Here is a 24049-nt window from a genome sequence, read left to right as displayed (position 1 = left end):
ACGGCGACGACGTTCCCGGGGTCCGTCCGGCGCAGTCGCAACGGAGACCCAGCATCGATACGGAAGTATGTGCAAGTGACGATCATGACCGAGCGGCCTCAGCAGGACACCCCGAGCGCCGAGACGGAGCGACCTGGCAACGCCACCGTCCGCTTCCGGAACGCCGCGGTCCTGGCCGTCGAGACCACCGTCGCGGACCGCGTGACCACCTCCGCGGACATCGAGGAGAAGCTCCGCGGGGTGCTGCGGCGTCTGCGTCTGCCGATGGGTCTGCTCGAGCGCGTCGCCGGTGTGCGAGAGCGCCGCAACTGGGGCGAGAACCAGTCGTTCCAGGACGCCGCGATCGATGCCGGCCGTCGTGCGATGGCGGCCGCGGGCATCGAGCCCGAGGACGTCGGCCTGCTCATCAACACCTCGGTGACGCGTCCGCACCTCGAGCCCTCGGTGGCCGTGCGACTCCACCACGGTCTGGGCCTGCCGACCTCGGCGATCAACTTCGACATCGCCAACGCCTGCCTGGGCTTCGTCAACGCCATGAGCGTCGCCGCCGGCATGATCGACTCCGGCCAGATCAAGTACGCCCTGGTGGTCGACGGCGAGGACGCCGACCAGGTGCAGCTCAACACCATCGACCGCCTGAACCAGGGTGGTCGGAACCGCAAGGACTTCATGAGCGAGTTCGCCAGCCTGACGCTCGGCTCCGGCGCTGCCGCGGCCGTGCTCGGCCCGGCGGACCTGCACCCGAACGGCCACCGGATCGTCGGTGGCGTCACCCGCGCGGCGACCCAGTGGTACGACCTGTGCGTCGGCAGCGTCGACGGCATGTTCACGGACGCCAAGATGCTGCTCAAGGGCGGCATGGAGCTCGTCGTCGCCGCGTGGGACGAAGCGCGCGCCCACTTCGACTGGACCGACATGGACCGGTACGTGCTGCACCAGGTCTCCGACGTGCACACCAACGCGTTCGTCGCCGCCATCGGGGTCCCGCGCGACAAGGTCCCGACGACGTACGAGCGGTTCGGCAACGTCGGACCCGCGTCGATCCCGATCACCCTGGCGGACGAGGTCGCCCGCGGTTCCATCCGCCCCGGCGACCGCGTGTTCCTCGGCGGTGTGGGCTCGGGCATCAACACGGCGATGATGGAACTGCACTGGTGACAGCGCGGTTGCCCCGCGCCGCCGCGAGCACGGCTCCGGCGACGCTCCCGCCGCTCCTGCCCGGACTCGACCCGGCCTGGTCGCGCCTGGTCACGGTCCCCGGTCGGTCACCGGAGGGCACGGGAGGCACGGATCGCCCCGCCCGCACCTGGCACCTCCTCGACACGGCCGCGTCCCTGGACGAGCTCGGTGTCGAGCCCGTCGGCACGCTGCTCTGCGTGCACGGCAACCCGACCTGGTCCTACCTGTGGCGCTCGGTCGTCGCGCGGTCCCTCGAGGTCGCCGCGGCCGGCGGTCCGGCCTGGCGGGTCGTCGCCGTCGACCAGCTCGGCATGGGTTTCTCGGAGCGGACCGGGGAGGACCAGCGCCTGGCGGACCGCGTCGCCGACCTCGGCGCGCTGACGGACGAGCTCGGGCTCACGGGGCCCGTCGTCACGCTCGGCCACGACTGGGGCGGCGTCGTCTCCCTCGGCTGGGCCGTCGACCACCCCGACCTCGTCGTCGCCGTGACGACCTGCAACACCGCGGTGCACCAGCCCGCGGACGCCCCGATCCCGGCACCGCTCCGTCTGGCGCTCCGCCCGCAGCTGCTCGGCCGCGCCACCGTCATCACCCCGGCGTTCATCGAGACCACCCTGGCGATCGCGCACCCGAAGCTCGACCGAGCCACCGCCGACGCCTACCGGGCGCCCTACCGCGGTGCCGCCCGACGTGGCGCGGTCGGTGGGTTCGTCGCGGACATCCCGGTCGACGCCACCCACCCGAGCGCCGCCGAGCTCGACCGCATCGCGTCGGGAGTCGCGGCGCTCGACGTCCCCGCACTCCTCCTCTGGGGTCCTCGCGACCCGGTGTTCCTCGAGCGCTACCTCGACGACCTCGCCGCACGGCTGCCGCAGGCCGACGTGCACCGCTTCGAGGGCGCCGGCCACCTGCTGCCGGACGACGCCGACGTCGCCGGGACGGTCTTCGACTGGCTCGGCGACCACCTGCCGGACGGCACCGTGCCCGTGCCGGCCGCACCGGGCCTCCCGGCCGACAGCGCCGACAGTGCAGACAGCGCCGACAGCGCCGACAGTGCCGACAGCCCCAGCGCCGACGACGAGCGCGCCCACCGTCCGCTCTGGACCCACCTGACCGAGCTGCGGGACAGCGACGAGCCGGCCCTGGTCGAGATGGCCGCTCCGGGCGGGACGCGCACGATCACCTGGCGCCTGCTCGCCCGACGCATCGACGAGGTCGCCGCGGGGCTGGTCGACCTCGGCGTCCGGCCCGGCGACCGGGTGTCGCTGCTCGTGACCCCCGGCGCGGACCTCACCGCCGCGCTCTACGCCTGCGTCCGCATCGGCGCGGTCGTCGTCGTCGCGGACGCCGGCCTCGGCCTCGGCGGCCTGACCCGCGCCGTCCGTGGCGCCCGTCCGGACTGGATCGTCGGCGCCCTGCCCGGACTCGCCGCGGCACGCGCCCTCGGCTGGCCCGGACGCCGGATCGCGACCGTGGCGCTGCCCGCCCCCGCTCGTCGGGCACTGCGCGTCGAGCACACCCTAGCCGCCGTCGCCCGTCGCGGTGCCGCACGTCTGGCCGCCGGTTCCGCGCTGCCGGACGCCCCCGCCGCCGACGCCACGGCCGCGGTCCTGTTCACCTCCGGGTCGACCGGCCCGGCGAAGGGCGTCGTCTACACGCACGGACAGCTCGGTGCGGTGCGGGACGCCCTCGCCGGCCAGTACGACGTCGGTGTCGGCACCGGACTCGTGGCGGGCTTCGCCCCGTTCGCGCTCCTCGGCCCCGCTCTCGGCGCCCGGTCGGTCGCCCCCGACATGGACGTCACCGCGCCCCGGACCCTGACCGCCCGCGCGGTCGCGGACGCGGTCGTGGCGGCCGACGCCACGGTGGTGTTCCTGTCGCCGGCGGCCCTGGCGAACGTCGTCGCGACGGCGTCCGCGCTCACCGACGACGACCGACGGGCACTCGGCCGCGTGCGCCTGTTCCTGTCGGCCGGCGCCCCGGTCTCGGCGGCGCTGCTCACCGCGGCGACCGAGCTCATGCCGAACGCCGGTGCGCACACCCCCTACGGCATGACCGAGGGGCTGCTCATGACGGACGTCGACCTGGAGGGCGTCCGCGCTGCCGGGGCGTCCGGGTCCGAGGGCATCTGCGTCGGCCGACCGGCTGCGTCGGTCCGCGTGCGGATCGCCCCGCTCGACGCCGACGGTCGCGCGACCGGAGCACTCACCGAGGCGCCCGACGTCACCGGTGAGATCGTCGTCGTCGCCCCGCACGTGCGCGACCACTACGACCGGCTCTGGCGGACCGACCGGGCCTCGCGCCTGGGTGTCGACGACCCGCGCGGTCACCGCACCGGCGACGTCGGGCACCTCGACGCCGCGGGCCAGCTCTGGGTCGAGGGCCGCATGCAGCACGTCGTCACGACCCCGGGTGTCGTCGTCACCCCGGTCGGCCCCGAGCAGCGCATCGAACGGGTCGCGGGCGTCGGTCGTGCGGGCATCGCCGGCATCGGTCCCGTCGGGACGCAGCAGGTGGTCGCCGTCGTCGAGACCGTCCCCGCCGCGCGTCGCCCCGGCCTCGCGGACCCCGCACTCGCCGATGCGGTCCGTGCCGTGGCCGGTGTGCCGGTGGCTGCCGTCCTCGTGGTCCCGGTGCTGCCGACGGACATCCGGCACAACTCCAAGGTCGACCGGGCACGCCTGTCCCGCTGGGCGACGTCGGTGCTCTCCGGGGGACGGATGACCCGCCCGTGAGGGTGCTGGTCACCGGTGCGAGCGGCTTCCTCGGGCGTGCGGTCGCGGCAGCCGTCCGGGACGCCGGGCACGAGGTCCGGACGTTCCAGCGCCGGCCCTCCGGAGTCGACGGCGTCACGGACGTGCTCGGCACGATGACCGACCCGGCTGCGGTGCGTTCCGCGGTCGCCGACGTCGAGGCAGTCGTGCACCTCGCCGCCAAGGTGTCGCTGGCGGGTGACCCCGCCGACTTCGAGCGGGTCAACATCGAGGGGACGCGTGACCTGCTCGCTGCCGCGCGCGACGCCGGTGCCACCCGTTTCGTGTTCGTGTCGTCGCCGTCCGTCGCCCACACCGGAGCCTCCATCGCCGGCGACGACGCCACCCCGGCGTCCCCCGGCACCGCCCGCGGCGACTACGCCCGGACGAAGGCCGCCGCCGAACGCCTGGCCCTGGGCGCGGACGCACCCGGCTTCGCGGTCGTCGCCGTCCGCCCCCACCTGGTGTGGGGTCCGGGTGACGAACAGCTCGTGGGCCGCATCGTCGACCGGGCCCGCCGTGGACGCCTGCCGGTCCTGGACTCCGGCGCCGCGCTGATCGACACCTGCTACGTCGACAACGCCGCGACCGCGATGGTCGCCGCGCTGCACCGCGCCGAGGACGTCCACGGCCGGGCGTACGTCGTGACGAACGGCGAGCCGCGTCCGGTCGGTGAGCTCCTCGCCGGGATCTGCACGGCCTCCGGGGTCGCCGCACCGCGTCGCCACGTGCCGGCCGCGATCGCCCGCGTCGCGGGGTCGTTGGTCGAGGCCGTCTGGCGTATCCGCCCCGGCACGGACGAGCCACCGATGACCCGGTTCCTCGCCGAACAGCTCTCGACGGCGCACTGGTTCGACCAGCGGCGCACCCGGGCGGACCTGCGATGGTCACCGTCCGTGTCCGTCGACCAGGGGCTGCGCGCACTGGCGGCCGCCGCTGCCGATCCGGACGGGCACCGCCGCCGTCCGTAGCGTGGTGGACATGACCACCTCTGTGCTCGTCGCCGGTGCGACCGGCGACCTCGGTTCGCGCATCGTCCGCGAACTCCTGCTCCTCGACACGAACGTGCGCGTCCTCACCCGCGGGGGAGCGAACACCTCGGGCGAGCGGTACGCCGACCAGGACCGGGTCGAGGTCGTCGTCGCCGACTACACCGACCGCGCCGCACTGCTCCCGGCGCTCGAGGGCGTCGAGGTGGTCGTCTCGGCCGTCAGCGGCACCCGCTCGGTCATCGTCGACGCGCAGCGGGCCCTGCTCGCCGCCGCCGTCGACGCGGGCGTGCAGCGGTTCGTCCCGTCCGACTACGCGGCCGACTACCGCTCGGTCACGCCCGGCACGAACCGGAACTTCGAGCTCCGCCGCGAGTTCGCCGCCGACGTCGACGCGGCCTCGATCCGTGCGACCTCGGTGCTCAACGGCGCCTTCGCCGACATGCTCACCGGGCAGGCTCCGCTGGTGCTGTTCGACCGGCAGCGCGTGCTGTTCTGGTCCTCGGCGGACCAGGTGCTCGACTTCACGACGAAGGACGACGTGGCGTGGGTCACCGCCCGGGTGGCGCTCGACACCGACGCGCCGCGGGTCGTCGAGGTCGCGGGGGACCGGGTGACGTCGCGGGAACTGGCGGCCACCATGTCCCGGCTCACGGGGCGGACCTTCCGGCTGCAGTGGGCCGGTACGACGGGCATCCTGTCCACGATGGCGCGCACCGGTCGGCGGCTGTCCTCGACCGAGGACGAGACCTTCCCGGCGTGGCAGGGGATGCAGTACTTCGTGAGCATGTTCAGCGGCGAGGCCGAACTGCGCCACGTCCGCAACGACCGGTACGGCGCGCACGACTACACGTCGGTGCGGGACGTGCTGGCGGCCCACCTCGGCACCGACTGAGCGCCTCCGGACAGGAGGCACGGATCCAGGCCGCACCGTGCCTCCCGTCCGCCACGGGGTCCGCACGGTCGGTCGTCGGGGGTACCGTCGTCGCATGGACCGTTCCGAGATCCTCGCGGCCGCAGCAGCGGCCCACGCCGCACGCATCGCCGCCGCCGGCGGTGACGACACCGCCGCGCGCGACCGCGCCGCCGCGGCGTCCGCCGCGCCCGCCCCGGAGCGCCGACGGTCCGCGGACGCCGAACGCGCCGCCGAGTCCGGCCGGGCGGCCGACCGCACCGAGGGGGCGCTGTCCGACTGGCGCCGTATGGGGACCCGCCGCGGGGTGACCCCGGATGCGCAGGTGCGGAGCGCCTGGACGGTCACCGGCATCCCGGAGCAGGGCGACGCCCGGGCGTTCGCGAACGTGCTGCTCTCCACAGCCGGGCACGCGGGTCGGGTCGCCGACGCCGCACGGCGGAACGAACGGCTGACCGGTGCGGCGCGGGCCGCCGCACGACGGACGGTCCGCCGGTACACCGACCACGGTGCGGGCATGTCGGCGATCGGCGACGTCCTCGACGCCGGACCGGTCGAGCGCGACGACTCGGTCGAGCTGGACCTGCCGGACGACGCGAGCGGTCGCTGACGCGGATCGCCGCGTCCGGTCGGTGACGCGGATCGCCGCGACCGTCGGCCCGCCCGGGTCGGGCCGCCCGCCGCCGCCCGCCTACCGCCGGAACGGGTCCAGGTTGAGGACCGTGTCCTCGTACAGGTACTGCTGGTCGCCGTAGACCGTGACGTCGGGGTTCAACCAGACCAGGTCCTTCACGGACAGACCGAAGCGGCTGGCGACGGAACCGATGAGGTCCTCGGACGCGATCCGGTAGGCCGTCGGGGCCCCGTCGGCCGACCCGTCGCTGCTCGCCTTCCCGGTGGCGTTCGGCCGGGCGCCGCCGTCGACCGGGTGCACGTTCGTCGTCCGGGTCGGCACCGACCACCGGACGGGCTGCACGGCCAGCACCTTGCCGGGCCCGATCTCGACGGGCAGGTCCGGGCTGGCGGACTCGGCGGCCGAGTAGACCACGATCGCGCCGAGCCAGGACGGGTCCGCCCGGCCCGGGTCGAGGGCGGTCGAGGCGGGTGCCGCACCGGCGGCGGGACCGCCACCGAGCGTGGTGTCGCCGACGCCGTGCCAGGTGAGGCCGTCGCCGACCGCGGGCGGCGTCTCGAGGAACGTGGTCGCGACGGGCACCGGCAGGGTGGAGGCGAAGCTCGACCACTGCGCGGACGGTGTGCCGTCCGCTCCGACGACGACCCGGTAGTGGAACCGGACGCTGCCCTTCGGCGAGACGACGTCCGCTTCGCTGAGGACACTGCCGACCGGGATGGGCGAGACGGCGGGGTCGGCGGCGGCGGCCTCCGTGGGGACCGCCGTCGGGGTGCGGGGTGACGCGGACTCCGCGATCCGACGGGCCTCGGCGCTGGCAGTCGGGTCGGCCCCGGGCGTCCGCGGGGCCGCGGTGCCGGTGCCGTGGAGCGGTGCGGGGACCTCGTCGGGCCCGCGGAGCAGCGCGCAGCCGGCAGTCGTGGCGACCAGGACCCCGGCGAGCACGACGGCACCCACGAGTCGTCGGCCGCTGCCCGGCGCTCCGTCGCGTTGCTGCATGTTCCCCCTGGTGCTCTGCCGACCCGGAGAGCCTAGCGGCGCGGGCGTCGGCGGCGGAGTGGGAGGATCAGAGACGGTCCACTTCCGCGCGCGAGACGACTCCGGACGGCTCGTAGACCGCTCCGACGGTGACCAGGGCTTTCTTGGACCGGTCCAAGTCGGAGTACGACATCTTGTCCGATTGACAGGACAAAGTTTCTGGGTCACGATCACTGCACGCGATGACGCGGGAACACGGACGAAGGAGTCACCGAATGGTCGACATCAAACCGGCAGCACCGACTGTCGCTCTGCCCCCGATCGGCACCGGCCCCCACCGCCGCCGACTCGGACTGCTGGCGTTGGTCGCCACCTTCGGCGGCCTGCTCTTCGGCTACGACACGGGCGTGATCAACGGCGCCCTGCTGCCCATGAAGCAGGAGCTCGGCCTGACGAACTTCACCGAGGGCGTCGTCACCAGCTCGCTGCTCTTCGGTGCGGCGATCGGTGCCATGCTCGGCGGCCGCATCGCCGACGGCTGGGGGCGACGCAAGACGATCCTCGTCCTGGCGGTGACGTTCTTCGTCGGCACGTTGGCGTGCGTGTTCGCCCCGACCTTCGGCGTGATCGTCGTCGGTCGCGTGCTCCTCGGGTTGGCGGTCGGCGGAGCCTCGACGGTCGTCCCGGTGTTCCTCGCCGAACTGGCCCCGTACGAGATCCGCGGGTCCCTCTCCGGCCGCAACGAGCTCATGATCGTGATCGGCCAGCTCGCCGCCTTCCTGGTGAACGCGCTGATCGGCAACCTCTGGGGTGAGGGCCACGGCGTCTGGCGCGTCATGCTCGCCGTCTGCGCACTCCCCGCGATCGCGCTCTTCGTCGGCATGCTCCGGGTGCCGGAGTCGCCCCGGTGGCTCGCCTCGAAGGGCCGCAACGCCGAGGCGCTCGACGTCCTCCGCCAGATCCGCTCGGACGAGCGCGCCGAGGCCGAGATCGAGGACATCAAGCGCAGCAACGAGTTCGAGGCGCAGGTCCAGCAGGAGAGCGGCTGGCGCACCCTGATCGGCAACAAGTGGCTGATCCGGATCGTGCTCATCGGCGCCGGCCTCGGCGTCGCGCAGCAGCTCACCGGCATCAACTCGATCATGTACTACGGCCAGACGGTCCTCATCGAGTCCGGGTTCCAGGCCTCGGCTGCCCTGATCGCCAACATCGCCCCCGGCGTCATCGCCGTGATCGGTGGCGTCATCGCGATCATGAACATGGAGCGGATCAACCGCCGGACCACGCTGATCATCGGGTTCTCGCTGACGACCCTCTGCCACTTCCTCATCGGCATCGCGTCGGTCGCCCTGCCCGACGGCAACCCGGCCCGCCCGTGGGTGATCCTGTTCCTCGTCGTCGCGTTCGTCGGGTCGATGCAGACCTTCCTCAACATCGCCGTCTGGGTCGTCCTGTCCGAGATCTTCCCGACGCAGATCCGCGCGCTCGGCATGGGCATCTCGGTGTTCTGCCTCTGGATCGCCAACGCCTTCCTGGGGCTGTACTTCCCGACGATCGTCGCCGCGACCGGCATCACCGGCACGTTCTTCGGCTTCGGCATCGTCGGCCTGCTGGCACTGCTCTTCATCTGGAAGTTCGTGCCGGAGAGCCGCGGCCGCACCCTCGAGGAAGTGGAAGAGGGCGTCACCACCGGCAACATCTTCACCGTCGACAAGACGGGCCGCCGGACCCACTGACGCCGTCACGCCGTCGTCGCGACCCCACGACGAACGGGAGGCCCGGTACCAGCTGGTACCGGGCCTCCCGTCGTCCTCTGCGTGCGTCCTACGGGCGCAGGAGCACCTTGCCGACGCGGCCCGCGGTGTCGCTCGCGCGAGCGGCGTCACGGGCGTCCTCGAACGCGAACGTGTCGGAGACGGGGAGCGTGAGCGATCCGTCGAGCACGCGCGTGATGAGCTCGCCGAAGAGCTGCTGCTTCGTCTCGGCGGGCATGGTGCGGCTGACGACGCTGCCCCAGAAGCCCTTGACGGTCAGCTGGCCGAAGATGACCTTGCCGGACGGGATCTCGAGCGTGGGGGACGCCATGGCGCCGAACACGACGAGGGTGGCCTCGTCGCCCAGGACCGAGGCGATGTCGCCGGCGGCCTTGCCACCGACGGACTCGACGCCGGCGACGATCCGGGCGCCACCGGTGATCGCGGCGACCTGGTCCTGCCAGTCGTCCGCGTCGGTGGCGACGATGCGGTCGACGCCCTGCTCGCGCAGTTCCTCGACACCGGCGGCGCGACGCACCAGACCGATGACGTTGATGCCACGTGCGGCGCCGAGCTGGGCGACCATGCGGCCGACGGCCCCGTTGGCGGCGTTCTGGATGATCCAGTCGCCCTCGTGCAGGTCGAGCGAGTGCAGCAGGCTGATCGCGCTGAACGGCATCGAGACGAGCTGTGCGGCGGACTCGTCGGGCATCGCGTCCGGCACGGGGATGAGCCCGGCCGCGTCGGCGACGTAGTACTCGGCCCAGACGCCGAACGTGCCACCGGCGACGCGCTGGCCGACGGTGAGGCCCGTGACGCCCTCGCCCAGGGCCTCGACGACGCCGAGCGCCTCGGTGCCGGACTGGGCGGGCAGTTCCGGCTTGAAGCCGTAGGTGCCGCGGATCGTCCACAGGTCGTGGTTGTGGATCGGGGAGAGCACGGTCCGGACGAGGACCTGGCCGGCGCCCGGGGTGGGGACGGGGCGCTGCTCGACGGTCAGGACGTCGGCGGGCTCGCCGAACTCCGGGTGGACGACGGCGCGCATCGTGTTCTGGTCTGCCATGGTTCAGTCCTCCGAGACGGTGATCGTGACGTCGATGTTGCCGCGCGTCGCGTTCGAGTACGGGCACACCTGGTGGGCGGCGTCCGCGAGGGCCTGGGCCTGGTCGTGGTCCATGCCCGGGATGACGACCTCGAGCATGACGGCGAGCTGGAAGCCGCCCTGGCCGTTCGGGCCGATCTGGACGCGACCGCCGACGGAGGAGTCCGCGACCTTGACCTTCTGCGAGCGGGCGACGCCCTGCAGTGCGGAGTGGAAGCAGGCGGCGTACCCGGCGGCGAAGAGCTGCTCGGGGTTGGCGCCGGCGCCGGAGCCGCCCATCTCCTTGGGGATGGCCATGTCCAGCTCGAACGTGCCGTCGCTGGTCTGGACCTTGCCGTTGCGGCCTTCGCCGGTGGACAGGGCTTCTGCGGTGTAGAGGACGTCCATGTGGGGTTCCTTCCTTCGTGGGGTCTGTGTGGTGTGCGCACGGCACCGGGTTCCGCGCTGGGCGACAGGACTCGGGCCGCTCGGGCGAGCGGTGTCGCTCAGCCCGAAGCGAGGGGAGCGGCCGCCGCTCGGTGCATCGCCTCGGTGAGGTGCTGCAGGGTCGCGATGAGTTCGACGGCCGACTGCTCGTCGGCCAGGCCGGTGCCCGCGGCGATGCGTGCCGGGACGTGGGCGAGTTCGGAGCGCAGGGCCAGGCCGCGCTCGCCGGTCGTCACGGTCACGACGCGCTCGTCGGTGCTGCGGCGTTCGCGGCGGACCAGGTCGGCCTGCTCCATGCGCTTGAGGAGCGGGGAGAGCGTGCCGGAGTCGAGCTGCAGGTGCTCCCCGAGGCTCGAGACGCTCTGGTCGCCCTCCACCCACAGGGTCACGAGGACCAGGTACTGCGGGTAGGTGAGGCCCCAGGGCTCGAGCAGCGTGCGGTACGCCTGGGTCGTCGCCCGGGTCGCTGCGTAGAGGGAGAAGCACACCATCTCGTCGGTCACGGGCATGGCACCCACTGTTGCACGCGACCGGGTTGCGCACAACTCAGTTCGCCGGATGCCCAGGCTCCGGGACCGTGCCCGTCGCTGTGCTGCCAGCGCACAGCAGGGCGGGTGTCGCCGGAGCCGGTTAGGCTGGCCGGACCGACGATGACCAGCAACCACCCAGCCTCCGCACCGACGACGACCACAGCGATCCCGCGAGTCGGCTCCTCGGCGTCCCACGGCAAGACGATCCTCATCGGCGAACACGCCGTGGTCTACGGCGCACCCGCCCTCGTCCTGCCGGTGACCGACGTCCGTGTGACCGCCACCGCCAGCCCGCTGTCGGCCGGCGCCGAACCGACGCTGGAGTCCACCGTCCACACCGGGCCGCTCGGCAGCGCCCCCGCCGCCGTGCTGCCCACCGTCACCGCCGTCACCGCGACGCTCCGCCACCTGGCGCAGACCGGTCACCCGGACGCCGGAGCGCTGCCGCTGCACGTCCTGGTCGACAGCCAGGTCCCCACCGCGCGCGGGATGGGTTCGAGCGCCGCCGTCGCCGCAGCCGTCACCGCCGCCGTCGCCGACGTGTTCGGCGTCGCACTCGACACCGACACCCACCACGAGCTCATCCAGGAGTGCGAGCGCGTCGCCCACGGCCGCCCCTCCGGACTCGACGCCCGCGGGGTCGTCGCCACCGAACCCGTCTGGTTCGCCGCCGGTGTCATCGAGCCCGTGCAGGTCACCGGACGCTTCGTCTTCGTCGTGGCCGACACGGGCGTCCCGGGCCACACCCGCGAAGCCGTCGCCGCCGTCCGCAACCGTCACGACCGCGCCCCGGCGATGGTCGACTCCGTCGTGGAGCGCATCGGCGGACTCGCCCGGGCTGCCCGGGGGACACTCGTGGACGGCGATGCCCAGGGCCTCGGTGCCACCATGGACGCCGCGCACGAACTGCTCACCACCCTCGACGTGTCGAGCGGCGACCTCGACCGGCTCGTCGGCGCCGCACGCGGCGCGGACGCCCTCGGCGCGAAGCTCACCGGCGGTGGCCGCGGCGGATGCGTCCTGACGCTCGCCGCCGACGACGAGCACGCCGCACGCATCGCGACCGCCCTCCGCACCGCCGGGGCGACCGCCACCTGGACCACCTCGATCGGAGCCCGCGCCTGATGACCTCCACCGCCGTCGCGCACCCCAACATCGCGCTCGTGAAGTACTGGGGCAAGGCGGACGCCGACCTCGCGCTGCCCGCCACCGGCAGCGTCTCGATGGGCCTCGACGTCTTCCCCACCACGACCTCGGTCACCCTGACCGGGCAGCAGGGGCACGACGCGTTCACGCTGAACGGCCGCGTGGTGGACGACGGCGCACTGGTGCGGGTCGAGCGCTTCCTGGACCTGGTGCGCGAGCTCGCCGGATCCGACGCCCGCGCCGAGGTCGTCTCGGACAACACCGTGCCCACCGGCGCCGGGCTCGCCTCGAGCGCCTCGGGCTTCGCCGCCCTCGCGGTGGCCGCCGCCGATGCCTACGGCCTGGACCTCTCCGCGCGCGACCTGTCCCGACTCGCCCGGCGCGGCTCCGGATCGGCCACGCGGTCGATCCCCGGTGGCGTGTCGGTCTGGCACGCTGGCGACGACCAGGCCTCGTTCGCCGAGACGGTGCCCGCGCCGCCGATGGCCATGGTGGTCGTCACCATCGACGACGGCCCGAAGGAGATCGGCTCGCGCGAGGCCATGCGCCGCACCATCGCGACGTCGCCGTTCTACCCCGCCTGGGTCACCTCGACGACCGTCACCGTGGACGACATGCTCGCCGCGTGCGCCGCCGGCGACTTCACCCGCATCGGGGAGCTGACCGAGAGCAACGCGCTCCGCATGCACGCCACGATCGAGGGCGCCTTCCCCCCGATCCGCTACCTGAACAGCCGCAGCGTCGCCGTGTTCGACGCCGTCGCCGCGATGCGCGCCGACGGGCTCGAGGCGTACGCCACGGCGGACGCCGGCCCGAACGTCGTCGTGCTCTGCCGCCCGGAGGACCGCGCCCGTGTGGCGTCGGCGCTCGACGGGTACGGCGCGGTCATCGAGTCCGGCACCGGACCAGCCGCGCACCTGCTCCGCTCCGAAGGCTCGGGGGAGAACCCCGAGGCAGAGGAGAGCACCAGGTGATCGAGTTCCGCGCCCACGGCAAGCTGTTCGTGGCAGGCGAGTACGCCGTCGTCGAGCCCGGACAGCCGTCGGTGCTCATCGCCCTCGACCGGGCGATCACCGCCCGCGTGACCGAGGGCCACGGTGCCGGCAGCGTGCACTCCGAGGAGTACGGCAACCTGCCGCTGACCTGGACCCGTGCCGAGGACGGCCTGGCGCTCGACCGCGAGCACCACCCCTACGACTACGTGATGGCGACCATCGACCTCGTCGAGAAGCTCCGGGCCGAACTCGGCATCGCACCCCGCTTCCACGACCTGCGCATCGAGAGCCAGCTCGACGACGCCAGCGGCCGGAAGTTCGGCCTCGGGTCCTCCGCCGCCGTGACCGTGGCGACCGTCGGGGCCCTCGACCGCTTCTACGGCCTCGGGCTCTCACAGCGCCGACGCTTCATGGTGGCGCTGCTCGCGACGATCCGGGTCGCTCCGCGTGCGTCCGGCGGCGACCTGGCTGCCAGTACCTTCGGCGGCTGGCTCCGGTACAGCGCCCCCGACCGAGAGGTCCTGGCCGGGCTGCTCGACGAGCGCTCGGTGACGTCGATCCTCGACGACGACGACGCCTGGGCCGGCTTCGACGTGGAGCACCTGCCCGCACCGGCCGACCTGCGCCTCCTGGTCGGGTGGACCGGGTCCCCGGCGTCCACCACCAAGCTCGTCGGCGTCGTCCGCCGGCACCGCGACGGCGACTACGCGGCGTTCCTCGACGCCAGCCGGGCCTGCGTCGACGACCTGACCGCGGGCCTCCGCACCGGCGACGCCGACCGCACGCTCGCCGCGCTGCGTCGCGCCCGCGGGCTGCTCCAGGGCCTCGGCGCCTCGGTCGGCTCGCAGATCGAGACGCCGCGTCTGGCGACCCTCTGCGACGTCGTCGAGGCGGCCGGCGGAGCCGCGAAGCCCTCCGGCGCCGGAGGCGGCGACTGCGGCATCGCACTCATCCCCGAGGACAGCGACGCCGCTGGCGTCTTCCGCGCCTGGGAGGCGCACGACATCAGGCACCTCAGCGTCGCGGTGCAACCGGAGGAAGGGACCACGCGATGAGCGACCTGCAGACCCCGATCCCCACGAAGTGGGTCGGACCGATCCGCGTCAGCGGCAACGCCGTCGAGGGCGAGCACGAGGTGCCCCTCGCCACGTACGAGTCGCCGCTCTGGCCCTCCGTCGGCCGTGGCGCACGGATCTCACGGATGATCGAGGGCGGCATCGTCTCGACCGTCGTCGACGAGCGGATGACCCGCTCCGTCGTCGTCCGTGCCGCCAGCGCGGCCGCCGCCCACATCTCCGCCGGACGGATCCTGGCCCGACAGAGCGAACTCGAGACCATCGTCGTCGGGCAGAGCCGGTTCGCGAAGCTCATCGAGGTGCACCCGGAGATCGTCGGGGACCTGCTGTTCCTGCGCTTCGCGTTCACCACGGGGGACGCCTCCGGCCACAACATGGTGACCCAGGCGGCGGACACGCTGCTGCCGGCGATCCTGGCGTGGGAGCCCGAGCTCCGCTACGTGTCGATCTCCGGAAACTTCTGCTCCGACAAGAAGGCCACCGCCGTGAACGGCATCCGCGGCCGCGGGCGGAACACCATCGCCGAGATCGTGATCCCGGGCGAGATCGTCGAGAAGCGCCTGCGTTCCTCGACCGAGCGGATCGTCGAGCTCAACACCGCGAAGAACCTGGTCGGGTCGACGATCGCCGGGGCCCTGCGCTCCGCGAACGCGCACTACGCCAACATGCTGCTCGGCTTCTACCTGGCCACCGGGCAGGACGCCGCGAACATCGTCGAGGGCTCGCAGGGCATCACGCTCGCCCAGGCCCGCGGCGACGACCTGTACTTCTCGTGCTCGCTGCCGCACCTCATCGTCGGCACCGTCGGCAACGGCAAGGGGAACGACCTGCCCGTGGTCGAGGACGCACTCGTGCGCCTCGGCTGCCGGGAGGACCGCGAGCCCGGTGCCAACGCCCGCCGCCTGGCCGCGCTCTGCGCCGCCACCGTGCTGTGCGGGGAACTCTCGCTGCTCGCCGCCCAGACGAACCCGGGTGAGCTGATGGCAGCCCACGTCGCGATGGAACGCCGCGGCCACCGACCCGAAGGAGCCTCGGCATGACCGCCCAGCACCCACTCGCACTGGGCATCCACGACCTCGCCATCGCGACGGGGCACCACGTGCTCGACCTCGACGACCTCGCCGCCGCCAACGGCGTCGACCCGGCGAAGTACCACGTCGGCATCGGCCAGGACGCGTTCAGCGTGCCCGCTCCGGACGAGGACATCGTCACGATGGGCGCGACCGCCGCGAAGGAGGTCCTCGACCGCCACGGCGTGGAGGGCATCCGCACGGTGCTGTTCGCCACCGAGTCCGGGGTCGACCAGTCGAAGGCCGCCGGCGTGTACGTGCACGGGCTGCTCGGCCTGCCCCGGAACGTCCGCGTCGTCGAGCTGAAGCAGGCCTGCTACGGCGGGACCGCCGCGGTGCAGATGGCGCTCGGCATCATCGCCCGCGACCCGAGCGAACGTGTGCTCGTCATCGCCGCCGACGTCGCCCGCTACGACGTCGAGACCGCCGCCGAACCGACGCAGGGTGCCGGTGCGGTCGCGATGCTGATCGCCGCCGACCCGGACCTCATCGAACTCGAGCCGCAGTCCGGCCTGTTCACCGCGGACGTCGACGACTTCTGGCGGCCGAACGACCGCTCCACCGCGCTCGTGGACGGCCGTCTGTCGGTCACGGCGTACGTGGACGCGTTCATCGGCGCCTGGGACGACCTGGCCGATCGCGGCGGCCCCGGCATCGAGGCGATCGACCGCTTCGTCCACCACCAGCCGTTCACGAAGATGGCGATCAAGGCGCACCGGAAGCTCGCGCAGCACGTCGACGTCCCGTTCGAGGAGACCGAGCTCGCGGTCGGCTTCACCTACAACCGGCAGACCGGCAACACGTACACGGCGTCGCTCTGGATCGCCCTCGGCGCCCTCCTCGACCTGGACGACGACCTGGCCGGTGCCCGCATCGGCATGTTCAGCTACGGCTCGGGCAGCGTCGGCGAGCTGATGACCGGCATCGTCCGCCCCGACCACCAGCAGCACCGCCGCACCGGCCGGGTGCACGAGATGCTCGCCGCGCGGGTGCCGCTGTCGGTCGAGGCGTACCGCGAACTGCACGCCGCTGGCGCGGCCACGAGCGAGGACGTGGAGCGTCCGCGCGTCACGACGGCGCCGTTCCGGTTCGCCGGGGTGTCCGGCGGTGCGCGCCACTACGAGGCCACCGGCGCCTGACCGCGCGCTGTCCCGGGAGGCCCGTGCTGGCTCCCGGGGCAGCTGACCGTCCGGCGGTCCATCGCGCGGCGGCCGTGTACGCGATCCGCGGATGGGCCGCGCCCCCTGGTCGGGGGACGGATCCGGACGTAGCGTCGATGGACGAGCAGCACCGCACCAGGGAGTGGCGCTGCGAGGACCAGGGAGGCGTCATGGACGCACGACGGACACCGCAGGCCGGAGCGGCAGCATGACCCGGCACGAGACCCACCCCGGCCTGGCGCCGGCGACGACGCGCAACCACCGCGAGCAGCAGTGGCTGCCGCCCTTCCGCGACCCGGCGTGCAACGCCGTGGACGTGGTCCACACGCAGGTCGTCCGGGGGGTGCCGTTCGCCAGTGCGGGAGCGCGAGGGCGGGAGCGGGTCGCGGAGTTGACGGTCACCGGCCTGGGCTGACCTGACGGGGTGGGGCGCGCCTCCCGTCCTGCGCTCCAGCCCCGCCTCACTCCCCGGTGACCGCGCGCCGGATCTGCTCGATCGGGACCTTCGGCGACCGGTCCGCGTTGAGCAGGCCGTTCGTCTCCTGCATGGTGTCGGTGAGCTGCGTCCAGCAGGACCCTGCCAGGAAGTCACTGGCCCGGACGGCGTCGTGCAGTGCGGCGATGCGGCGGACCCAGTCGTCGCCGTCGACCGCGGTCGTGTAGCCCCAGCCCTCCTCGCGCCGGCCGCCCGACTGGTGTCGGACGCCGCCGAACTCGGTGAGCATCACGGGCTGCCCACGGTCGACCGCCCCGCCGACGAACTGCGGGTGTCCGGACGGGGCGACGCCGTCGAGCGCCCGGGTGCGGGCGGCGGCGTCCGCGTAGGTGCGGGCGAGGACGTGGCCGTCGCCCTCGTAGTCGTGGATGGTCACGATGTCGGTGTCCTGCTGTTCCCAGCCGTCGTTGCCGATCACGGGCCGCGACGGGTCGAGGGCGCGGGTGAGGTCGACGAGCGCCCGGGCGTAGGCCTGCTGCGCCGGGTCGGAGACGACGTGCTGGATGCCCCACGACTCGTTGAACGGCACCCACGTGACGATCGACGGGTGTGAGGCGTCCCGTTCGACCGCGGCCGTCCACTCGGCGGTCAGGAGCCGGACGGCGGTGGGGGAGAACTCGTACGCAGCCGGTGCTTCGCCCCACACCAGGAGCCCGAGACGGTCCGCCCAGTGCAGGAAGCGCGGGTCCTCGATCTTCTGGTGTATCCGGGCGGCGTTGAACCCGAGGGCCTTGATGAGTTCGACCTCCTGCCGGTGGGCGAGCGGGTGCGGGGCGGCCAGGTGCGACTCCGGCCAGAACGCCTGGTCGAGGACGCTGCGGACCGGGTAGGGCTGCCGGTTGAGCAGGAAGTGGCCGCCACCGACGCCGACGCTGCGCATGCCGAGGTAGCTCGACACGACGTCGAGCACCCGGCCGGCGTCGTCGACCAGGGTGAGCACGGCGTCGACCAGGCGTGGGTGTTCCGGGGACCAGGTGAGCTCGTCCTCGGCCTGGCCGTTGCGCTGCCGGGCGAGGGGCACGGTGACGTCGAGGGTGGGGCGGCTCGCGGTGGCGTCGAAGTCGGTCGTCCCGAGGTCCTCGTCGCGCTCGTCGAACCGCAGGGCGACGCGCAGGCGGGCACCGGCGGGGACGCGTCCGCGGAACCGGACGGTCAGGTCGACGGCGGTGGGTCCGGCGGGGGTCCACCGGAGCGTGCTGATCGCGGTGGTGGGCACCGCCTCCAGCCAGACCGGCTGCCAGATCCCGGTGGTCCGGCGGTACCAGATCGCGTGCGCCTCCTCGTGCCAGTCCTGCTTTCCGCGCGGCTGGGTGACGTCGAGGGGGTCGTCCTCGGCGCGGACGACGAGGACGTGTCCGGCGGGGCGGTCGGCCGCGTCGCGCAGCAGGGCGGTGACGTCGAACGAGAACGGCGTGTGGCCGCCCTCGTGCTCGCCGACGAACCGGCCGTCGATCCAGACCTGTGCACGATGGTCGACGGCGCCGAAGTGCAGCAGCAGGCGCGGCCGGTCCGACCCGTGCCCGGCCTGCTCCAGCTCCGCCGCTCCGATGGTCCGGGCGTACCAGACGACGGGATGGAAGCCGGGGTCGCCGATGCCGGAGGCGGTCGACTCCGGTGGGAACGGCACCGTGATCTCGCGGGGGTCCGGGAGGCCCGTGGTCCATCCCGATTCCGCTCCGGTGTCCGCGTCGTCGTGCCGGAACGACCATGTGCCGCTGAGGTCGCTCCAGCGCGATCGCAGCATCTGCGGTCGCGGGTACCGGCCGTCCTGTCGGCTCGCGAGGGGGACGTCCGGGGCGACGGCGGAGGCCGGGATGGCGACGGTGCTCATGAACGGCAATTTACAGCGCTGTAAAACGAGCGTCAACGGCAGCGACGGTGTCCACGCACGTTCCGGCGCAGCGGTACGGTGAGCGCGTGGGCCAGGTCACGTTGCAGGACGTCGCGGAGCACGCCGGCGTCTCGATGAAGACCGTGTCCAACGTCGTGCGCGGCTACCGGCACGTCAGCGACGCCATGCGGGTCCGCGTGCAGGAGTCGATCGACGCACTCGGCTACCGCCCCAACGTCTCCGGCCGCAGCCTGGCGACCGGCCGCACCAACATGCTGGCCTTCGCGTTCCCCGACCTCCGGCGGCCCTACTTCGCCGAACTCGCGCACGTCTTCTCGCGCGTCTGCGCCGACCGCGGCTACCAGCTCCTGCTCGAGGAGACCGCCGGGGCACCGCGGGGTGAGCTCTCCGCGGTCCGCGGCCGAGAAGCCGGGGTCGTCGACGGGGTCGTCATCCACCCGCAGGTCCTCACCCCGACCGAGATCGACGGCGCCCGCGGGGACACCGCCGTCGTGTTCCTCGGCGAGGACGTCCGACCACCCGGCGCCGACCTCGTCGCGATCGACAACGTGCTCGCCGCAGCAGAGGCCGTCGCGCACCTCGCGGCCCTCGGACGGCGACGCATCGGGTTCCTCGGACACGAGGTCGGCGAGCAGTCCCGCACCTCGGCCTTCCGAATCGAGGGGTACCGCGACGGCCTGACCGCCGCCGGACTGCCGTTCGACGCGTCCCTCTGCGTGCCGCGCGAGGTCGGCGACGCCCGCGGGGCCGAGCACGCCTTCGGACAGGCGCTCGACGCCGGGCTCTCGATCGACGGGCTGCTCTGCCGCGACGACCTGGCCGCCGTCGGGGCCCTCCGAGCGATGCGCCTGCGCGGACTCGAAGCACCCCGCGACGTCGCCGTCGTCGGGTGGGACGCGATCGGCCTGGCCGCCAGCCTGGTGCCGAGCCTGACCTCAGTCGCGCCGGACACGGTGGCGCTCGCCGAGGCCGCGCTCGACCGCCTGCAGGAGCGGATCGCCGGACGACCGGGCGACGGGCGGACCGTCGTCGTCGGGCACCGGATCCTGGTGGGGGAGAGCGCGCCCTACCCGGACGGGTCGGTCGACTGACCGCTGCCGACCGGACCGGTCGGCAGGCTCAGGGGGTGGGCGTGCCGCCCGCGGTCGCGGCGTCGCGTCGGACCCGGCGACGTGCCTCCCGGAGGCTCGCCCGCTGCAACCGCATCGACGGCCAGCCGGACGCCCGTGCGTGCGCGGCGAGGCCCTGGTCCGCGTTCACCACGACCGGGTGCCCCACGAGCGACAGCAGCGGGATGTCGTGGCGCGAGTCGGAGTACGCCCAGCAGGCCGCGGGGTCCGCGCCGGTCTCGGTCAGCAGCTTCCGCGCGGCGACGGCCTTGTGCTCGCCGTGCAGGAACGCACCCTCGAGGCGCCCGGTGTAGGCACCGTCGCGGGTCTCGAAGACACTGCCGAGCGCACCGGTCAGCCCGAGGCTGCGTGCGATGACCTCGGCCAGGAACGTCGGGGTCGCGGTGACGAGCCACACCTGGTGGCCCTTCGCCAGGTGCTCCTGCGCGAGCGCGGCGGTCTCCGGCCAGACCGTCGACTCGGTGTGGCGGAGGTAGACGTCGTCGGAGAGCTTCGCCATGTCGGCGACGGTGATGCCGGTGATCACCTCGAGCCCGCGGGTCTGTGCGGACGCCAGGTGCCGGTCGTTCTCGCCCCGGACCTTGAAGCGCGCGTGCTTCCACCCGGCGCTGACGATGTCCCGCATGGTGATCAGCCCGGCGGCGCGGAGCCCGCGCACCAGGTGGAACGCACTCGCGCCGTGGATCAGGGTGTTGTCCACGTCGAAGAACGCGAGGACCGGGGTGCCCGCCTGCTCGACCGTCATCCGCCCAGGCTAGGCGCTCCCCCTGACCCCCTCGCGAAACGCAACGTCGGCGGCGTCACGCAACGGAGTACCGCTGCGGGACGCCGCCGACGTTGCGTGTTGCGGACCGGTCAGGAGGCCCAGACGTTCGGCGCGATCTGGTGCAGCGCGTCACTGCCGGTGTCGGTGAAGCCGTCGCTGACGAGGGACGTCTGGTGTCCGTGTTCGTCGAGCATGCTGATCACGACGGAGCCCCGGCCGACGAAGGAGCCGTCGGCCGCGTTCCCGCCGCACACGGTCCAGTTCTCGGCGCTGTCCGGGCCGTCGGAAGCGATCAGACACGCCCCGCCCTCCTGGCCGACCGCCACCCAGTACGTCGTCCCGTCGACCGTGCCGACGCGCCGCTGGCTGTTCAGCACGACGGTGTCGTCACCCGCGGTCGAGTCGTCCGGCAGGGCGTCGGACGCCGCGAACGTGCGGTGCAGGACGGCGATGGAGTCGGAGACGTCCGTGTGCTTCGTGACCGCCGTGCTCGTCCGGTGTGGCGTTGCCGGAGCGTCGTCGTGCGCCGTGCAGCCGGTCAGCGTGAGCACTGCCACCACCGTCACCGCGGCGACGGTGGCCCCCGTCCGTGCCGTCGTGCCTGTCGTCGTGCGTCCCCGCATCGTTCCCCCTCGGTCCGTGCCCGCAAAGTAGCAGCGGACGGGCCCTGGTCGACACCCCCACTTCTCCCCGGGGCCGTGTCCGCCTCAGCGGCCCTCCGGGTGCACGCTCCCCAGGAGCTCGACCAGGGCACTCCGCAGCGACTCCGGCAGCCCGACGGTCTCCAGTTCGGCCATCCGGTCGGCGCGGGGTGCGTCCCGGTCGACGACCTCCCACGCGGTGAGCTTCTCCGGGTTGCCGGCCTGGGCCCCCTCGAGCAGTCGGCGTGCTGCTTCCCGCGCGTCGACGCCGACCACCGGCAGGCCGGCCAGGGTCACCACCGCGCCCTCGTCGGTGGCGGCGTCGAGGTCGATCGAGAACCGGTCGGGAGTCACCGCATCGGCCTCCTGTCCCGGCGCGGGCGCACCGAGGAACGTGACCCGCCAGCGCCGTGTGACCGGGACGCTGTCCAGGTCGCCCTCGGCCGGGTCGATGCGGAACGAGACGCTGTCGCGGTCCCAGGTCAGCGTCGTCCGGCAGACACCGCCGTCGGACGATCCGTCCGCAGGTCCCTCGCGGTCCTCCACGAGCGTGAACGACCCGGAGGCTCCGGGCGCGACGAGCACCTCGAGTGCCGCCGGGTTCACGGTCGCGTCGACCTCGTCCGGGCCCGCCAGCGGCAGGATCCCACCGGCACGGAGCAGCACCGGGATCGTGTCCAGCGTCCGGTGCAGGTCGACGAACCGGTCCCCGCCGTACGTCGTCCCGGTGAAGACGTCGGTCCAGGTCCCCGGCGGCAGCCAGGCCCGTGCGCGACCGTGCAGGGTGACCGCGTCGCGGGGGGCGACGATCGGGGCGACGACGAGTTCTGTGCCGAACGCGTACTGGTTCGGCACGCGGTAGGCCTCGTCGCGGTGCGGTTCCAGGTGGTACATCGGGCGGACCAACGCGGTCCCCAGCGCAGCGAGGTGGTTCATGGTGTGCAGGTACGGCACGAGTCGGTGCCGGAAGCGCAGTGCGTCGCCCATCGCCGCCCGGGGTCCGGCGGGGAACACCCACGGTTCCTTGCGGATGAACGGGTTGTTCGCCGAGTGCAGTCGCATGATCGGCGAGAACACCCCGAACTGCACCCACCGCGTGGCCAGCTCGTCGTCGCGGACGCCGCGGGTGTGGCCGCCGATGTCGTGGCTCCACCAGGGGTACCCGATGTTCGCCGCGGTCGCGGTGAACTCCGGCTGGAACGCCAGCGACGCCCACGACACCACCGCGTCGCCGGAGAAGCCGACGGCGTACCGGTGGCTGCCCGGTCCGGCGTAGCGGGAGAACGTCATGCCGCCGCCGCCGCCGCCGCCGCCGCCGCCGTCACCGCCGCGGGCCGAGTCGAGCAGGTGGAAGTGGTTGAGCACCCAGAGCGGGTCCACCCCCGGGACGGAGGACGTCCGGCCCTGCTGCCAGTCGATCCACCAGAAGTCGACGCCCTGGTCCTCGAGTGGTCGGTGCAGCACGCTGAAGTAGGCGCGCAGGAAGTCCGGGTCGGTCGCATCGAACGGGATCGGCTGTTCGGTGTCCGGGTCGACGCCCATCGCCTCGGCCATCGCCGGGTAGGCGTCCTCGAACGCCCGGACACCGTCGGCGGGGTGCAGGTTCAGCGTCGTGCGCATGCCGCGGCGGTGGAGTTCGGCGAGGAACGCCTCCGGGTCGGGGAACAGCGACGGCTCCCACGAGTACCCCGTCCACCCGTTGCCGAAGCGCGCCGGAACCGAGTCGACCCGGTGCCAGTCCATGTCGATCACGGCCACCGAGAACGGCAGGCGTTCCTCGTCGAACCGGTCGAGCAGGGCCAGGTAGGACTCGTCCGAGTAGGGGTGGTACCGGCTCCACCAGTTGCCGAGCGCCCAGCGCGGCATCAGGGTCGGCGGGCCGGACACGGCGTGGAACGCGCGGAGGGCCTCCGCGTAGTCGCGCCCGTAGGCGAAGACGCTGACGTCGCGGCGCCCGGCGACCCGGCTGCCGACCCACCCGTCGTCCTCGAACAGGAACGACTCGCTGTCGTCGAGCATCACGATGCCGTCGCGCGCCAGCACGCCGGACTCGAGCTCCATCCGCCCGTCCACGTCGTCGAGGGTGCGTCCGGTGCCACCCAGGTCACGTGCCTCCTGTCCGTACCGCCACCGGTTCGCGTCCGGGCCGGAGGTCTCGACGACCAGGCCGGCGGCGGACAACGGACGACCGTCGTACCGGAGCGTCGCGCGGTCGGTGGTCACCTCGACCCCGTCACCCCGGCGGGTGACCGTGTACTCGGGCACGTCCAGCCGGCGTCGGATCGCGAAGGTGGAGGCGCGGTCCTCGAACGCACCGTCCTCGCTCCACTCGATCCGGAACAGCCCGTCGCGGAGCACGGTGACCCGCCAGCGGTCGCCGGTGACGACCGCGTCGGCGGACGCGACCGGGTCGGAACCGGGGAACGGGCGGATGGTGGGCAGTGGCGACGTGGTCACGTGGT

The 24049-nt window shown here is 73.2% G+C and carries 21 protein-coding genes; 13 read left to right on the top strand and 8 right to left on the bottom strand.

Features of this window, described 5'->3' with window-relative positions; genetic code table 11:
* The first annotated feature begins 84 nt into the window (after positions 1-84).
* The 5 genes from E9228_RS15735 (at position 85) to E9228_RS15715 (ending at position 6444) form a co-directional block, all read left to right on the top strand.
* The gene (locus tag E9228_RS15735) at positions 85-1158 is read left to right on the top strand and encodes a 3-oxoacyl-ACP synthase III (RefSeq protein ID WP_166781595.1); all 1074 of its coding nucleotides are present in this window, start codon (positions 85-87) and stop codon (positions 1156-1158) included.
* Positions 1155-3914, top strand: a complete 2760-nt coding sequence (locus E9228_RS15730) for an alpha/beta fold hydrolase (protein WP_341849918.1) — start codon at positions 1155-1157, stop codon at positions 3912-3914. The genes E9228_RS15735 and E9228_RS15730 overlap by 4 nt, the downstream gene beginning before the upstream one ends.
* Positions 3911-4903, top strand: coding sequence for an NAD-dependent epimerase/dehydratase family protein (locus E9228_RS15725; RefSeq protein WP_166781481.1), 993 nt, complete (start codon positions 3911-3913; stop codon positions 4901-4903). Before E9228_RS15730 ends, E9228_RS15725 begins: the two co-directional genes overlap by 4 nt.
* Positions 4904-4913: 10 nt before the next feature.
* Complete coding sequence (locus E9228_RS15720; protein ID WP_166781480.1) at positions 4914-5816, top strand: NmrA family NAD(P)-binding protein; 903 nt, start codon at positions 4914-4916, stop codon at positions 5814-5816.
* Between the two features lie 94 nt (positions 5817-5910).
* A complete protein-coding gene (locus tag E9228_RS15715; protein ID WP_166781479.1) occupies positions 5911-6444 on the top strand; it encodes a hypothetical protein in 534 nt (177 codons plus the stop codon).
* 81 nt (positions 6445-6525) lie between these two features.
* Here the strand turns inward: E9228_RS15715 and E9228_RS15710 are convergent, their stop codons facing one another.
* Positions 6526-7464 (bottom strand): LysM domain-containing protein, encoded by a 939-nt coding sequence (locus E9228_RS15710; protein WP_166781478.1) that lies wholly within the window; start codon positions 7462-7464, stop codon positions 6526-6528.
* A gap of 254 nt (positions 7465-7718) precedes the next feature.
* Between E9228_RS15710 and E9228_RS15705 the strand changes: the two genes are divergently transcribed.
* Positions 7719-9179: a sugar porter family MFS transporter gene (locus E9228_RS15705; RefSeq protein WP_166781477.1), complete on the top strand. Its 1461-nt coding sequence runs from the start codon at positions 7719-7721 to the stop codon at positions 9177-9179.
* A gap of 88 nt (positions 9180-9267) precedes the next feature.
* On the opposite strand, the gene E9228_RS15700 is transcribed toward E9228_RS15705, so the two are convergent.
* From E9228_RS15700 to E9228_RS15690, 3 genes are all read right to left on the bottom strand, one after another.
* Positions 9268-10242: a zinc-binding dehydrogenase gene (locus E9228_RS15700; RefSeq protein WP_166781593.1), complete on the bottom strand. Its 975-nt coding sequence runs from the start codon at positions 10240-10242 to the stop codon at positions 9268-9270.
* Between the two features lie 21 nt (positions 10243-10263).
* Complete coding sequence (locus E9228_RS15695; protein WP_111074480.1) at positions 10264-10686, bottom strand: organic hydroperoxide resistance protein; 423 nt, start codon at positions 10684-10686, stop codon at positions 10264-10266.
* A gap of 98 nt (positions 10687-10784) precedes the next feature.
* Positions 10785-11234, bottom strand: coding sequence for a MarR family winged helix-turn-helix transcriptional regulator (locus E9228_RS15690; protein ID WP_208386360.1), 450 nt, complete (start codon positions 11232-11234; stop codon positions 10785-10787).
* A 141-nt stretch (positions 11235-11375) separates the two neighbouring features.
* Here E9228_RS15690 and mvk point away from each other — a divergent pair, with 141 nt between their 5' ends.
* From mvk to E9228_RS15660, 6 genes are all read left to right on the top strand, one after another.
* Positions 11376-12380, top strand: a complete 1005-nt coding sequence (gene mvk, locus E9228_RS15685) for a mevalonate kinase (protein WP_166781476.1) — start codon at positions 11376-11378, stop codon at positions 12378-12380.
* Positions 12380-13375, top strand: coding sequence for a diphosphomevalonate decarboxylase (gene mvaD, locus E9228_RS15680; protein WP_166781475.1), 996 nt, complete (start codon positions 12380-12382; stop codon positions 13373-13375). The genes mvk and mvaD overlap by 1 nt, the downstream gene beginning before the upstream one ends.
* Positions 13372-14451, top strand: a complete 1080-nt coding sequence (locus E9228_RS15675; protein WP_166781474.1) for a phosphomevalonate kinase — start codon at positions 13372-13374, stop codon at positions 14449-14451. The genes mvaD and E9228_RS15675 overlap by 4 nt, the downstream gene beginning before the upstream one ends.
* A complete protein-coding gene (locus tag E9228_RS15670; protein WP_166781473.1) occupies positions 14448-15512 on the top strand; it encodes a hydroxymethylglutaryl-CoA reductase in 1065 nt (354 codons plus the stop codon). The genes E9228_RS15675 and E9228_RS15670 overlap by 4 nt, the downstream gene beginning before the upstream one ends.
* Positions 15509-16681, top strand: coding sequence for a hydroxymethylglutaryl-CoA synthase (locus E9228_RS15665; protein ID WP_166781472.1), 1173 nt, complete (start codon positions 15509-15511; stop codon positions 16679-16681). The genes E9228_RS15670 and E9228_RS15665 overlap by 4 nt, the downstream gene beginning before the upstream one ends.
* Positions 16682-16910: 229 nt before the next feature.
* Positions 16911-17117 carry a hypothetical protein gene (locus E9228_RS15660; protein WP_166781471.1) on the top strand — a complete coding sequence of 69 codons (207 nt, stop codon included), beginning with the start codon at positions 16911-16913 and terminating at the stop codon, positions 17115-17117.
* Positions 17118-17163: 46 nt separating this feature from the next.
* Here E9228_RS15660 and E9228_RS15655 read toward each other — a convergent pair whose 3' ends face one another.
* A complete protein-coding gene (locus tag E9228_RS15655; protein WP_166781470.1) occupies positions 17164-19029 on the bottom strand; it encodes a glycoside hydrolase family 2 protein in 1866 nt (621 codons plus the stop codon).
* Between the two features lie 86 nt (positions 19030-19115).
* Here E9228_RS15655 and E9228_RS15650 point away from each other — a divergent pair, with 86 nt between their 5' ends.
* Positions 19116-20141 carry a substrate-binding domain-containing protein gene (locus tag E9228_RS15650; RefSeq protein WP_166781469.1) on the top strand — a complete coding sequence of 342 codons (1026 nt, stop codon included), beginning with the start codon at positions 19116-19118 and terminating at the stop codon, positions 20139-20141.
* A gap of 28 nt (positions 20142-20169) precedes the next feature.
* On the opposite strand, the gene E9228_RS15645 is transcribed toward E9228_RS15650, so the two are convergent.
* From E9228_RS15645 to E9228_RS15635, 3 genes are all read right to left on the bottom strand, one after another.
* On the bottom strand, positions 20170-20925 hold the full coding sequence (locus E9228_RS15645; protein WP_166781468.1) for an HAD family hydrolase: 756 nt from the start codon (positions 20923-20925) through the stop codon (positions 20170-20172).
* A 110-nt stretch (positions 20926-21035) separates the two neighbouring features.
* Positions 21036-21512 (bottom strand): hypothetical protein, encoded by a 477-nt coding sequence (locus E9228_RS15640; protein WP_166781467.1) that lies wholly within the window; start codon positions 21510-21512, stop codon positions 21036-21038.
* A gap of 141 nt (positions 21513-21653) precedes the next feature.
* Complete coding sequence (locus tag E9228_RS15635) at positions 21654-24044, bottom strand: TIM-barrel domain-containing protein (protein ID WP_166781466.1); 2391 nt, start codon at positions 24042-24044, stop codon at positions 21654-21656.
* Between the last annotated feature and the right edge of the window lie 5 nt (positions 24045-24049).

The sequence above is a fragment of the Curtobacterium salicis genome (assembly GCF_011759505.1).
GTDB classification, from domain to species: domain Bacteria; phylum Actinomycetota; class Actinomycetes; order Actinomycetales; family Microbacteriaceae; genus Curtobacterium; species Curtobacterium salicis.
The sequence above is the reverse complement of the archived record's forward strand: the minus strand, read 5'-3'. Positions and strand labels throughout refer to the sequence as shown.